The following is a 13,874-nucleotide window of genomic DNA, read 5'->3' on the forward strand; positions in this document are numbered from 1 at the left end:
AAAAAACCGCGGAGACCTGTCGGTCTCCGCGGCGTCAGCCAGGATGGCTGAATAAGCTTAGTCTCCTAAGCCGGCTCCGTTCGAGACCGATGCAAATGCGACGGACGGCAGCAAAACAATCAGCGTTACGTTGGACATGTTACATCAGCCTCCTTGTTCGATCGTTGATTTACATTATAATCATGCCGCTGTCCCGATGTCAATCATTGGTTACAGGACAAGGTCAAGCGGCCGGAATCACGCACGCACGCCCTCGCGGGTCAGCGCGGCCCAGCCCTCCCGGTCCAGATCCCGCCTGACGACCGTCATCCGGCCAAGCCCGCAGGCGCGGTCCGCCAGCACGGGATCCGCCGACGTTTCCAGCTCGGGTACGTCGTCGATAAAACGGCCGTCGCTCCACCCGAGCACCTCACTGAAGATCGCGGGCACCGCGCTCAAGTATACGTTGTCGCGGTTGCGCCGGAACAGGTCCGACGTCGCGACCAGGTGGCCGCCGCCCTTCACGAAGTCGATCAGCGCACGCTCGAGCGCGTCGTCGTGCAGAATTTGCAGCGGCAGCAGCAGCGTGCGGATCCCCGCGATGGCGCCGGGCTCGAACAGCACTTTGACCGAGGCGTCCCGGCTGTACGCGCTGCCGTACACCGTCCGGTGCACGTACTTAAAGTAATCGACGGGATCGGCCTTCGAGATCTGGTACGCCCAAGCGCACTCGAAGTCGTAATAGACGCCGACGCCCGAGGCTTCGGCCTGCGGCGGCGCGGCCGAGACGTCGCGGACCGCGGCCCAGCTCTTGACTGCGTCATAACCCGGGCGCGGATGGCCCGTCACGCCCAGCAGCGCGCCGTGCGCCACTTCCTGCTCCTGACCCCACGGGAACACCCGGAACTTGAACAGGCTGAACCACTCGCAGCCTCGCGCGCGCATCAGATCCATCTCGGCCGGCAGCGCCGCGCTCCCCGATCCGTACTCCATCACCCAGAACGGTCGATCCAGCAGCGAACGGCAGGCATCCGCATAAAAGGCGATCTCCTCCTCGTCGCTGCTGTAAATATCGATGCCGACGACGTCGCTGCAATCGAACAGCTTCGACCAATCCACGTTGTCCCCCCAGTTGAACATAAAGGCATTCGTCGTGATAGGGGCCTTCGTATAACGGCGCAGCATCTCGACCTGGCTGCGGTGGAAGTCGGTCATGACCTTGGAGGAAAAACGGCGGAACGCGAGCTCCAGACTGGGATGCGGCCACATCATCACGTCGCAGTCGATCGGCGCCGGCAGCTGGATCTGGTCGAAGCGCTGGTAGGTCTGCGACCAGAACGCGGTGCCCCATCGCTCGTTGAGCGCGCATATATCCCCGAATTCCGCTTCGAGATACGCCTGGAATCCCTTTTTGGACACTTCGCCGTAGTCGTATTTCGTCTCGCCGCCGAATTCGTTGTCGATCTGCCAGCCGATCACGGCCGGATCGCCGCCATAGCGCTTGCCCATCTCCTCGACGATCCGGAGCGAGCGTTCTTTGTATGGGTCCGAGCTGTAGCAGCGCTGCTGCCTGGCCCCGTGAGCGATCGTCCTGCCGTTCTTGCCGACGGGCAGGATGTCAGGGTACCGCTCGGTGAGCCATACCGGCGGAGTCGCCGTCGGCGTGCAGAGCATGACCGCGAGGCCGTGCGCCTCGGCCGCACGGATGCTATCGTCCAGCCAGCCCCAGTCGTAGACGCCTTCTTCCGGCTCCATCTTCGCCCAGGCGAACTCGGCGATGCGGATGCATTCGATGCCTGCCTCGCGCATCAGCCTGAAGTCCCTGGACCATTCCTCCTGCGGGTGATAATCGGGATAATATGCGGTCGCCAGCTTCATGCCGTCGCTTCCTCCTCCAAGATGCATTCATATCTGAAAACCGAGCCAGCCGGCGTGTGCCGGGTGCCGTCTGGCAGCACGACCGCGACCGGAACGCCGTCCGGCGCTTCGCCGTTCAGCACGAACCGGTCCTTGCCGTCTACCCGCTCCAGCGTCCAAGCCACCTTCACCAGACCGGCGGGCGTTATCGCCTCGCCGTTCGCCCAAGCGAGGCCGCCTATGCGCGGCGCGATCCGGACGGTCCGGTAGCCCGGCTCCTCCGGCTGGACGCCCAGCGTCTCCGCGATATACTCGTACAGCGGCAGCGCGCCCCAGCCGTGGCAATCGCTGCGCTGCTGTACGGGATCCTCCACCCAGGCGGTCAAATGCAGGCCGACCTGCTCCCGCCACGGCTGCCAGAAGGCGTCGGCGTAACCGTACAGCCCGGTCTTAGCGGCCGCCCGGAACAAATAATGCGCCATCGAGAACGACGCCTTCGGCAGGTCGGTCCGCGCGAGCATCCGCTCCATCAAGGCGCGGGCTTCGACGCCGCCGACGGCTTCCGCCAGCACGGCCCAGATCTGCGTATGCTGGCAGAATTGGGCGACTGCCGGACCGTCCCGGAACAGCCGCTCAGCGTCGTCGTAGCACTGCTCGCGCACGGACTCGAGCACGCGCTCCGCGCGCTGCCGGTACTCGGCCGCCGTGTCGCCGCGCCCGGACCACGCGTTCAGGTCCGCCGCCTGGCGAAGCGCGGTCGCGTACATCAGATTGTAGATCGTGAGCGGTCCCTGCCACTTGGCCGGCGGAGATCCCGCGGTGCCGTTCCACTCCGCCACCCAATCCACGAACGACCAGTGGGCTTCGGGCATGCGGCCTACGAGCCCGTCGCCCCCGATCCGCCGGTCGAACCAGCCGAGAATCGCGTCGGCCGTGGGCAGATACCTGCGCACGAGCGCCGCATCGCCGAAGTGCCGGTAATGATCGTGCACCATCATGACCCAATAGAGCGCGAAGCCGGGGATGAACTGGCCGTTCACCGACGGATAGCGGCTCTGGATCATGCCCGAAGGCGTGAGCGAGCTGTGGAAGTCGTGGATCGTTTTGCGCGCCAGCCGGTCGTCCGCGCCGACGGCGTAGGTGAACAGTGCCTGGGATTTGGCGTCCATCACGTATTGCATCTGCTCGTAATAAGGCGTGTCCTCGTACGTGTCCTGCATGCAGCGCCGCAGCGTGTTCAGGCTGATGTCCCACAGCGCGCCGGACAGCGGGTCGGACGTCCTGGCCCGGGAGACGGCGTCCAGCGGATATCCGGTCTCCGCATAATCCAGTCCCACGATCGTCAGCGGCGCGTCCCCCGCCCGCGCGGACAGCCTGACGAAGCGGAACGCCCGCCTTCCCATGGGCTCGTACGCCTCAGGGCTGTCCGGCGTGCCGGTACCGGCCGGCAAGTACGCGTCCTCGATGCCGCGCAGCACCTTGCCTGCGGGGTCGTCGCGCACGCCGCGTCGCTGGCCGCCGTGGTCCGCGGGGTTCTCGTATTCGTACGCTTCCGAATACAGGAGCGCGATCCGCGCTCCCGCGCCGCCCGCGACGGCCAGCCGGACGTAGCCGGTCGTCAGGAGACCGGCATCCAGCTCGATCCACGCGGATCGCCCCGGCGCCAGCGTAAGGGGAAACGGCAGCGTCTCCCGAGTGCCGGCCGCAACGTCGTCCCCAGGCACGCCTTCGCACCGCATGGTCCTCGCGAACGCGCGCGGCGTCTCCCGCATGCGCGGAATCGTATTCGCGGTCAGTTGCCACGGGCTGAGTTGGCCGTACAGCCGGTCGAGCGGCTCCGTCGCGCTCGGGCGCAGCCACGATGCGTCGTCGAAGCCCGCTTCCCGCCAGCCCGCCGGAATCGCGTCGCCGCGCACTTCCTCCGTGCCGCCGACGAACAGCGTGCCTGTCTCCGGCCCGATCCGGACCGCCCGCAGCGGCAGCGCCGCCCACCGGTCGCCGGTATCGATCCGCTCCAGCTCCCCGCCGGCTTGGTCCGCTAGCGCGCCCTGGATCCACAGCCCGCCGCTGTCCGCCCGCCATTCGGACGCGGGACCGACCTCCGCGCCAGGCAGTCCGGCCAAGCGGGGATAATGCACGACCTCGGCCGCAAGCACGTTGACGCCCGGGACTAGCGCCTCGCTGAGGTCCAGCGTGTCGTAATACTGCGCCCAGGCATCGCCCTTGATCGGCCCCCGGGCGACAGGCTTGCCGTTCAGATACAACCGGTACTTGCTGTCCGCCGATATGTCCAGCGCGAGCCTCGCTCCGCCGGCCGGCACCTCGAACGTGCGCCTGAACAGCGCCCGCTGCTGCCGCGTGCCGCCCTCCTGCTCCAAGCGCAGCGCCTCGGGCCAGATCCAGTCGGCCCGCCACTCTCTGATCTCATCCATGCTTCTCGCCTCTTTTCCGGGACGCGGTCATCCCGCGCCCGCCCGATATTCGCCCGCGCTGACCCCGGTGAAGGCCTTGAAGCGCTTATAGAACCAATCCAGCTCGGTATAGCCGACGCTGGCCGCGATCTCGTACACCTTGAGATCGGTATCGCGGAGCATGCGCTTGGCATGCTCCATCCGGACCTGCAGCAGGTAGTCGTTAAACGACAGGCCGGTCACGGATTTAAAAAGCTTGCCGAGGTGATTGGGATTCAAATATACCTGATCGGCGATGCTTCTCAGGCTGATGTTGTCGCTGTAATGGGCGTCGATCATCGCCCTCGCCTCGGCGATCACCCTATTGGGCTTCATGGCGCGCATGCGCGCCAGCTGCTCCAGGACGCCCATATACTTGCCTTCCGCGAAGCGCAGCAGCTCGTCGGCCGTCTTGGTCGTCATGACGCGGGCGTAGTCGCCGATCTCGTGCGCGAACAGCGGGCTCGGATCGGCGCCCTGCTCCTTGAGCAGCTGGAACAGCTGCACGAGCGCGTACAACACGGCCGTGCGCATCGCGCCCGCGCTCATGCCGCTGTGCGGCAGCGCCTGGCGCAGGCTCGTCAGCGCCAGCTCCGCGCCGGCGCGATCCTGGCTCCGCACCGCGGCGAGCACCCGCTCCAGCTGCGCCATGATCGCCTTGACCGGCTCCGCCGGCCGGTCGCCGGCGCCAGTCGCGCCCGCAAGGCCGGCAGCCTCGCTGCCGTCGGCGTCACAGCCCCCGCCAGCCAAGCCGGCATCGCCGGCCTCGGCCGGCGGCTTCAGCGGGCGCAGCACCGCGCCGCCGCCATGCAGGAACTTCGCCGCGAGCGCCTCCTCGGCTGCGGCGAAGGAATCGGCCAGGCGCATCGGATCCGCCACCGCGTGACCGACGCCGACGGTGACCGATTCCTTGGCGTACAGCGCCACCGACTCGGCGATGCGCGCGGCCAACATCTCCGCCAGCAGTTCCGCTTTTGCCAACGCCTCCGCCGACCGGTCCCCCGTTTCGCCTTGACTCGCCTCGACCGGCCGGTCCCCCGCTTCGCCTGGCTCCGCTTCCGCCGCTTCAGCAGCGCGCAGCACGATGCCGTACCGGTCCTCGCCCGCCTCGAACAAGGAGCCGAGTCCCATGCAGAGCTCCTCGGCGATATTCAGCACGGCGAACCGCTTGAGCGCGACGTCCCGCTCCGACAGCGCCAGGCCGCCGCTGCCGTACACGAAGTCCATCTCCGCCAGCAGGCAGACGTAGACGCCGTCCGGATCCCGCCAGGGCAGCAGATGCCGGCGTTCCCCGAATTCGGCGGCGCCGATCTGGCCCTGCGTCCATCTGCGGAGCAGTTGCTCGCGCAGCATCGATTCGCCGAGATGCTGCTGGCGGTCGAGCCGGCTCCTTGCGGCGAGCTCCGCCGAGATGCGGGAGAGCAGCGCCTCCAGATCGTCCTCGTCGACGGGCTTCAGCAGATAGTCTTTGACGCCCATCTTCATGCCCTGCCTGGCGTACTCGAAGTCGTCGTAGCCGCTCAGGACGATGACCGCCGCCTCCGAGAACTCGCGCAGCCTCTCCACGAACGCGAGCCCGTTCATGACCGGCATCCGGATATCCGTCAGCACGAGCGAGATCGGCTGCGCCTTCATGATCGCGAGCGCCTCGGCGCCGTCCGCGGCCTCGGCCGCGATATGATAGCCGAGCGATTTCCAATCGATCAGATATCGGAGCGACTGCCGGGCGAGCGGCTCGTCGTCCACGATCAACACGCTATACATCGCGCTCCTCCTCCGGTCGCTCCGCCATCGGGATCACCAGGCGTATCGTCACGCCTTCCCCGGGCGACGACGTGATTTTTAATCCGCTGTCCTCGCCGTATCTCGCCTTCAGTCTTGCATGAACGTTGCGCAGGCCGATATGCGACTCCCGGCTTAGCGCATCCTCCGCGAGCGACCGCTCCACCTCCGCGAGACGCTCCGGCGTCATGCCGAGCCCGTCGTCGCCTACCTTCAGGCGCAGCTCTTCTCCGACGACCTCGCCTTCGACCCAGATCCGGCAGTCGGTCGGACTTAGCTCGATGCCGTGCGTAATCGCGTTCTCGACGAGCGGCTGCAGACTAAGCTTAGGGAGCCGTACGTCCTTCGCCTCCGCGGGAACGTCGATCCGGTACGTGAACTTGTGACCGAACCTGTACTGCTGAATCTGCAGATAGCTGTCGACGAACTCGAGCTCGTCGGACAGCGCGACCGTCTGTCCCCCGCTCCTCAGCATCATCCGGAACGACTTGGCGAGCAATCCGACGACCTTCGCGGTGTCCCGCTCGCCGACGATGAGCAGCTTGCCCCGGATCATGTTGAGCACGTTGAACAGGAAGTGCGGATTGATCTGCGTCTGCAGCGCGTACAGCTCGACCTCCTTCGTCCTCAGCTCCTGCCCTTTCCGGTCGATCTCCGACTGGTAGACCTCCTGGATCAGCGTGCCCACGCGCCGGACCATGACGTTGAACATCTCGCCGAGCTGCGCGACCTCGTCCTTGCCCCGGACCTCGACGAAGCTCTGGAAGTTGTCCTTGTGGATACGTTTCATCTTGGACGCGAGCTCCGACAGGCGCCGGGTCATGCCGACCGAGATCGCAGAGATCAGCAGCGCGGAGATCACGAACGCCAGCAGGAACAGCAGGATGGCCAGCGAGCGGAGCTGCTCGAGGCGGGGCTGCAGCTGCGTGACGGGGATAAACGCGATGACCTTCATGCCCTTGACCACGTTGCGCGAGCTGAGCGACCGGTATACGACCTCGTACAGCTCTCCGCCCATTTCGTAGCGGAAGCTGCCCTCGGCGCTATCCATTTTGCCGTAGAAGGGCAAGTCCTGCAGCTTCGCGAGCGGCGCCGGCTGGCTCCGGTCGCTGTCCATCATCACCGTTCCGTCCGACAGCGCGAACAGGTATCGCTTGCTCTTGCCTTCCTCGCTGATGAGATCGTAGAGCACCTGCTGCTTGATCTCCAGCGACACGATCTTGAGCGACTCGTTGACGTAGTTGTTCAGCCGCTTCCGGTAGCTGATGACCGGCGCGTTCTCCCCGATGATCCGATAGGGACCCGTCCAGTAGCCGCCGGACTTGCCGTTGATGACCTTCGCGTACCAGTCGGAGTTCTTGACTTCGTCGTCGATCAGCAGAATGTCGCCGAACAGGAAGCTGTCGTTGTTCGTGTACAGATTGAGATGGGCGACGTCGCGGGTCGTGCGCACGGCGGAGATGAAGGGCTGGTAGTACTCGGCATAATCGTCGTAGGCATCCTTGTAGTCTTCGTACCGCGTCTCCAGGATGCTGTCGATCGTATTGTTCAGGAACAGCGTGTTGGGGATCAATTCATAGGATTCAAGCTTGTTGTCGAGATTGTTGGCCACCTGGGACAGCGACAGGGAGGCGTTCTCGATGACCCGCTCGTAGACGAGCGCGCTGCTTCGCTGGACGAGCAGGTAAGTCACCGACCCGAGCAGGAACAGGACGATGAACAGGTTGGCGAGAATGAGTTTGGTCCGAATTTTCATGCGTCGCTTCTCCTGGCATCCCGGACTTTTGCAAGCCCTTTCTTGGTAAAGATAATACTCCTTGCCCGTCTTGCCAGACAAGGAGTATTTCTCTTCGCTTAATCAGTCCGGCGGCGCTAATCGAAGCGGCCGACGGAGCGTCAGCCCCCGATCGTGCTCTCGTACGTCGCGTTGAAGTCCGCCCACAGCTGCGTATATGCTTTGTTCATATCGTCGAGGCCGCTCTTCTGGATCGAATCGACCATCGCCGTCCAGGCGCTCTCGAACTCGCCGTCGTTTTTGCTCATGACGATCTTCGGCAGGTTTTTGCGCCATGCGTCGTCGATCTTTTGCTGCGGCACCTTGACGCTTTCCGGCGGGGTGAGCTGCCACAGGTAGCCCGGCACGAAGTTGACCGGTGGCAGGAAGTCCGCCCAGACCTGCTTGCCGTAAGCGGCCAGCGTCGCCTTGGTCGTGTCGTCGTACGTCTGAACGACGGAATCCTTGGTGAGCGGCGTAGCGTAGTCGCCGTCCGCGAGCTTGGCGCCGTTGCCGATGCCGAACCATGGCATGCCGCCCGTGCCCGTGCTCTTGAAGCCGCGCTTATAGTCGATGTCGGGGTCCGAGCTGCGCTGCGCGAGCAGACCCTCGGCCACGGATCTCTTGCCGTCTTGCATCGTATAGTCTTCGCCTTCGATGCCCCATTGCGTCAGCACTTGGCCCTCGTCGGAGAACAGGTAGTCGATAAACTGGATGATGCGCTCCGGATTTTTGGCGTCCGCGCTGATCGTCCAGGAAAGGCCGCCGCCGGCCGTTGGCGTCATGGCGTTGGAGTGATCCTCGACATTCTCGTTCGCGTAGATCGGCAGGTGGGCGTAGGTGCTGCCCGGCTTGCCGGCCGCACGCAGCGCCTTTTCCGAATCGCCGAGGAACCAGCCAGGCGCGTATGCCGCCAGCACACGGCCTTGGGAGATTTTTGCCTGGATGCTGTCCAGGGAGAACGCTTCTTTGTCGAACAGGCCGTCGCGGTACAGCTTATTGAGGAATTTGTAATAGTTCTTAGCGTCCTCGGTCACGGGAATGTAGTTGACGTCCCCGTTGTCCTGCACCTTGAAGTTGCCGTTGTCCGGCCAGCCGTTGGAGCTGACGATCGGATTGTTGAAGGAGATGTTCATCGTATAGCTGAGCATCGCGGCCGCGAAGCCGATCGTGTCCTTGCCGTCGACCTTCGGGTGCTTCTCCTTATATTTCTTAATGAGTTCGTACAGCTGGTCGAGCGTCTTGACCTGCGGGTAGCCGGCTTCCTTCAGCACGTCCTGCTGGATGATGAAGTTGCCCGTCGCGTCCGGCGAAGCTTCCTCGCTCGCATTGACGTTATAAAGCGCGTAGATCTTGCCGTCCTTGTCCTTCAGCAGATTGTAGTACTTGCCGAACTTCTCCTTAATGTGCGGGCCGTATTGGTCGATCAGGTCGTTGAGCGGAATGATGGCGCCCGCGTCCTTGTACTTCTGCGTATACTTGGGATCGAGCGAGATAATATCCGGATAATCGTTCGACGCAAGCCACAGGTCCCACTTCTGGAACTGGTCGCCCACGGTTAGATCGTACTTCAGGCTCACGCCGGTTTTCTCCGTCAGTTTTTTGGTGATCGGAGATTCCCAGGTCAGCTTGTCGTCCGACGTATTGATCGTGTACGTAATCGGCGTCAGATCCTGCGTCGGCGCCGCGCTGGCGGAGGCGGATCCGGAGGCGGCCGCCGAGCTGGATGCGGGAGCGCTTTCAGATTGGCTTGCGGAAGGCGAAGCGCCTTCGTTGTTGTTGCCCGAGCAGCCTGTAGCGAGTCCCGCGATCAGAACCATCGAAGTGCCGAGCGCGAAGCCGTATTTCCTTTTGACCATTGTCATAGGACACCCTCTCAATCTGTGTGTGAAGTTATATATCAACGGAAGGGTTCTTCCGTATGATACCGCTATTCTTTCATGGCGCCAATCGTAATCCCCTTGACGAAGTACTTCTGCAGGAACGGGTAGACGAACAGGATCGGCAGCGTGACGACCATCGTGATCGCGGCCCGGATCGACTCCGGATTGTTGCGGATCGCCTGGACGTTGGCATGGCCGTTGTCGCTGACGATCTCGTTGGCCGATTGAATCAGCACCTTCTGGAGCGTATACTGCAGCAGGCTTAGATTCTGATTGCGGCTGGCATACAGATAGTTGTCGAACCAAGAGTTCCAATGCATGACGGCGATGAACAGGGCGATCGTCGACAGCACCGGCAGGCTGATCTGCAGCACGATGCGGAACAGCACCTGGAAGTCCGTCGCGCCGTCGATTTTCGCGGACTCGGTGATCCCGTCCGGCAGCTGCTCGAAGTAGCTGCGCATGATGATGACGTTGTAGACGCTGATGAGCAGCGGCAAAATGTAAACCGCGAAGTTGTTCATCAGGTGCAGATTGCGGATCAGCAGATAGGTCGGGATCAGTCCCCCGTTAATATACATCGTAAGCACGAGGACGACGTTCAGCTGCTTGCGGAGGAAAAATTCCCTCCGGCTAAGCGCGTAAGCCAGCAGCGTCGTGCAGAACAGACCGAGCGCGGTGCCGAGCACCGTCCGGATGACCGAGCGCACGCCCGCCATCAACAGGCCGTTCTCGCGAAAGATGATCTCGTAGTTCAGCAGCGTCCACTTCCGGGGAAAGAAGTAGATGCCGCCCCGCATCGTGTCGAGCGTGTCGTTCAGCGAGATCGCGAGCAGGTTGAGAAAGGGAAACACCGTGGCGAATCCGAGCAGCGTGAGCACAACGTAATTCAGCGAGTTGAACGCGTAATCGCCGCGGGTGCGATTCATGGGACACTTCTCCTTTCTTGCGGCCGGCCGCTTCTAGAACAGCCGGCTTTGATTGGTCTTGCGTGCCAGGTAGTTGACGCCCAGCACCATGAGCACGCTGACGACGGATTTGAACATGCTGATGGCGACGCCGTACGAGTAATCGCCGATCTGCTGCGAATACCGAAGCGCGTACAGGTCGAGCACCTCCGAGTAATCGATCGTCATCGCGTTGCCCAGCAGAAACTGCGATTCGTACCCGCTCTGGATGATCCAGCCGACCGAGATGATCAGCAGCAGGATCGCAGTGGGCATGAGCCCCGGGATCGAGATGTATCGCATCTTCGCCCAGCGGCTCGCGCCGTCCACCTCGGCGGCTTCGTAATGCTCCGGATTCAGCCCGCCCAGAATGGCGAGGTAGATGATCGTATTCCAGCCGACTTCCTTCCACAGATTCGCGATCGTATGAATCACCCAGAACAGCTTCGGGTTGGACATGAAGTAGTACGGATCGTTCAGGATGCCCACCTGGACGAGAATCTGGTTCAACGTCCCGCCGTCCGGCGACAGCAGCTGCGTCACGATGTTGGCGATGACGACCCACGAGACGAAGTGGGGAATGTACGTGATCGTCTGGATCGTGCGCTTGAAAAACCGGGCCCGGACTTCGTTCAGCAGCAGCGCGAGCGCAATGGCGCCGAGGAAGGAAACGACCAAATTCAGCACGCCCATCACCAGCGTATTGCGCAGTACGTGGTAGAACTGCTGGTCCTTGAACAGCAGCTTGAAGTTGTCCAATCCGACGAACGGACTGTGCATGATCCCTTTGCCCAGCGTGTACTTCTGGAAGGCCATGATCCAGCCCCACAAGGGGACGTAGGAAAACAAGATAACGATCAGTACGAACGGAATGGACATGATCAGCAATTGATGCTGGCTTGCGATCAATGCGCCTAGGCTCCGTCTTCGCCGAGGCTTCCGCAAGTCGGCCTCCCTCTGAGACGGGAGAAGGCTTTTCGCGGTATCGGCCATTGCTTTCCCCCTCTTTCTTGCCCTGTCTATCAGGTTATCTTTGATCTGATTATGCGCTCGGTTCCCTTGGCCAACAACCCGTCTGATTCGTCGCCTTCACCCGTCAAACGAGTGGCGGATATAACCTCGCCCAAGCGCCGGATTTAATCTCGCCGCAGGCTTGCCCGTTCGTAAACGTGGACGCCCCCCGCCTCGATCCGGACGGAGCCGGCATGTCGGACGCCCTGGATGAGCTCGTCGAGCGGCTCCTCGAGCGCCAGCGTCGCCGAATGCTCGTCATGGTTCATGACGAAGAGGAAGTCCTTCTCTCCGTTCGTCCGTCGCGCGATCTCGACCCCGGGCGGCGCGGCGATGCCTGCGATCGGCTCGACTTGCGCCCCTTCGCATATACGGTCCATCAGCGCGTCCATCAGCGCCGGCGTCGGCTCCGTCGCCATGTAATAAGCAGTTCCGCTGCCGTAGGCATGCCGGGTTACGGCCGGCGTATCGGCAAAGAAATCAGAGGCGTACCAGGCGACCGCTTCGGCGCCTTCGAGCTCGACGATGTCATACCATACGCCCCCGCCGTGCCCCTCCGCAGCCGTATCGCCACGGACTAACGTCACCGGTCGCGTATCCCCTTGCCTCAGCGAGCCGTAGTCGGCCACCCGCAGGCCGAGCAGATCCCTGTACGCGCCCGGAATCGTCCGCTCCTCCATCCGGTTGTCCGGCCGCTTGATGCCCGCGCGGAAGTCCAGCACGACCGTGCCGCCGGCCGCGGCGTAAGCGTGAAGCGCGGCAGCCGACGCTGGATGCGTCAACATGTCATGCGGCACGACGACGAGCCGGTATCGGCCCAGCGGCATGTCCGGCGACACGATCTCCACCGGAATATGACGGTCATAGAAGTACCTGCAATACTGCTTGAAATGCGCCATGTAGCGGTGCCCGAACGACTGGGGCTGGATGTCCATCGCCCATTCGTTGTCGTACGAACGAATGACCGCGACCTCCGCCCCGGCCCCGGTGCCCAGCCATCTGCCGGACAATCGCTGCAGTTCTTCGCCCGTCCGCTTGGCTTCCTCGTAACGCCGTCCCGGTATGCCGTCGTGCGGCAGCAGGCCGTGCCAATATTGCTCCGCTCCGAACAGACACGTCCGCCAGCGGAAATAAAGAATCGCGTCCGCGCCGTGCGCCACCGCTTGATACGTCCAGCGGCGCAGCTCCCCGGGCTTCGGCATCGCGAAGATAAAATTGCCGCCGGGCGACCCGCTCTGCTGCTCCATCACCCAGAACGGCTGCCGTTTGAGCCCCCACGTCATGTCGTGCTGGACGGCGGAGTTCAGCGGATCTGCCTTCTCGTCGAAATGCAGATTGGGGTAGTTGTCCCACGAAGCGAAGTCCAAGGGCTCGGCGAGACGGAATGCGTCGACCTCAGCGAAGTAACCCATGAAATTATGCGTGATTGGCTTGTCCGGCGACTCGCGCCGCAGCACGTCGACCTGTACCTGCTGGTATTCCGCGACCGCGTCCGAAGCGAACCGCATGTAGTCCAGGTGCAGACCCGGATTATGCATAGGAAATACAGTGTAGGCCGGGAGCACGACTTCTTCCCAGCTATTGTAGATATGGCTCCAGAACACCGTGCCCCAGGCCTCGTTCAGCTTGCCGATCTCACCGTATTTATTCCGAAGCCAGCGCTGAAACGCCTGGCGGCAATGGTCGCAATAGCATCGGACCGTATCCGTGCAGCCGAATTCATTGTCGATCTGCCAAGCCGCGACATTGGCGTGCCCGCCGTAACGGCGCGCCATGCGCTCCACGATGTCGGCCGATAGACGCCGGTATTCCGCGTGGTTGTAGCAGTAATGCCTGCGATTGCCGAAGCCCCGCGTATGGCCCTGAGCGTCCTTCATATACAAGTCCGGATGACGGTCCATGAGCCACTTGGGCGGCGTCGCGGTCGGCGTTCCCAGCACGACCTCAATGCCGTTCGCCTCCAGCAGCGCGATGATCTCGTCCAGCCACGACCAATCGTACTCGCCGGGCCTCGGCTCCATTTTCGACCATGCGAATTCCGCGATCCGCACCACATTCACGCCTGCTTCGCGCATGAGCGCGGCATCGATCGGCCAGCGCTCCTTCGGCCAGTGCTCCGGGTAATAACAAACTCCGTATAACATGGCTTCCCCTTCCCTCCGGCACGTAGGCCGGCCCGTCATTCTCAAGC

At 63.0% G+C, this 13,874-nt stretch carries 8 protein-coding genes; all 8 read right to left on the minus strand.

All coding sequences use genetic code 11. The features are described 5' to 3' along the window. Nucleotides 1-237: 237 nt before the first annotated feature. Complete coding sequence (locus PQG80_RS13175; protein ID WP_271751825.1) at nt 238-1,857, minus strand: beta-galactosidase; 1,620 nt, start codon at nt 1,855-1,857, stop codon at nt 238-240. After that, entirely contained in the window at nt 1,854-4,268 is a 2,415-nt protein-coding gene (locus PQG80_RS13180) for an alpha-L-rhamnosidase-related protein (RefSeq protein ID WP_271751826.1), read from the minus strand. The genes PQG80_RS13175 and PQG80_RS13180 overlap by 4 nt, the downstream gene beginning before the upstream one ends. A gap of 27 nt (nt 4,269-4,295) precedes the next feature. Beyond that, nucleotides 4,296-6,050, minus strand: coding sequence for a response regulator transcription factor (locus PQG80_RS13185; RefSeq protein WP_271751827.1), 1,755 nt, complete (start codon nt 6,048-6,050; stop codon nt 4,296-4,298). Beyond that, the gene (locus PQG80_RS13190; RefSeq protein ID WP_271751828.1) at nt 6,043-7,824 is read right to left on the minus strand and encodes a sensor histidine kinase; all 1,782 of its coding nucleotides are present in this window, start codon (nt 7,822-7,824) and stop codon (nt 6,043-6,045) included. The genes PQG80_RS13185 and PQG80_RS13190 overlap by 8 nt, the downstream gene beginning before the upstream one ends. A gap of 140 nt (nt 7,825-7,964) precedes the next feature. Continuing rightward, entirely contained in the window at nt 7,965-9,707 is a 1,743-nt protein-coding gene (locus tag PQG80_RS13195; protein ID WP_271751829.1) for an extracellular solute-binding protein, read from the minus strand. A 65-nt stretch (nt 9,708-9,772) separates the two neighbouring features. After that, a complete protein-coding gene (locus PQG80_RS13200) occupies nt 9,773-10,654 on the minus strand; it encodes a carbohydrate ABC transporter permease (protein ID WP_271751830.1) in 882 nt (293 codons plus the stop codon). A gap of 33 nt (nt 10,655-10,687) precedes the next feature. Beyond that, nucleotides 10,688-11,581 (minus strand): ABC transporter permease, encoded by an 894-nt coding sequence (locus PQG80_RS13205; RefSeq protein WP_271751831.1) that lies wholly within the window; start codon nt 11,579-11,581, stop codon nt 10,688-10,690. A gap of 227 nt (nt 11,582-11,808) precedes the next feature. Then, nucleotides 11,809-13,827: a beta-galactosidase gene (locus tag PQG80_RS13210; protein ID WP_271751832.1), complete on the minus strand. Its 2,019-nt coding sequence runs from the start codon at nt 13,825-13,827 to the stop codon at nt 11,809-11,811. Nucleotides 13,828-13,874: the final 47 nt, after the last annotated feature.

This window comes from Cohnella rhizoplanae (assembly GCF_948329515.1).
Taxonomy (GTDB): domain Bacteria; phylum Bacillota; class Bacilli; order Paenibacillales; family Paenibacillaceae; genus Cohnella; species Cohnella rhizoplanae.

Excerpts from the sequence above, each read along its gene's own strand:
- PQG80_RS13175 (WP_271751825.1), bottom strand. The coding sequence starts at position 1,857 with ATGAAGCTGGCGACCGCATATTATCCCGATTATCACCCGCAGGAGGAA.
- PQG80_RS13180 (WP_271751826.1), bottom strand. The coding sequence starts at position 4,268 with ATGGATGAGATCAGAGAGTGGCGGGCCGACTGGATCTGGCCCGAGGCG.
- PQG80_RS13185 (WP_271751827.1), bottom strand. The coding sequence starts at position 6,050 with ATGTATAGCGTGTTGATCGTGGACGACGAGCCGCTCGCCCGGCAGTCG.
- PQG80_RS13190 (WP_271751828.1), bottom strand. The coding sequence starts at position 7,824 with ATGAAAATTCGGACCAAACTCATTCTCGCCAACCTGTTCATCGTCCTG.
- PQG80_RS13195 (WP_271751829.1), bottom strand. The coding sequence starts at position 9,707 with ATGACAATGGTCAAAAGGAAATACGGCTTCGCGCTCGGCACTTCGATG.
- PQG80_RS13200 (WP_271751830.1), bottom strand. The coding sequence starts at position 10,654 with ATGAATCGCACCCGCGGCGATTACGCGTTCAACTCGCTGAATTACGTT.
- PQG80_RS13210 (WP_271751832.1), bottom strand. The coding sequence starts at position 13,827 with ATGTTATACGGAGTTTGTTATTACCCGGAGCACTGGCCGAAGGAGCGC.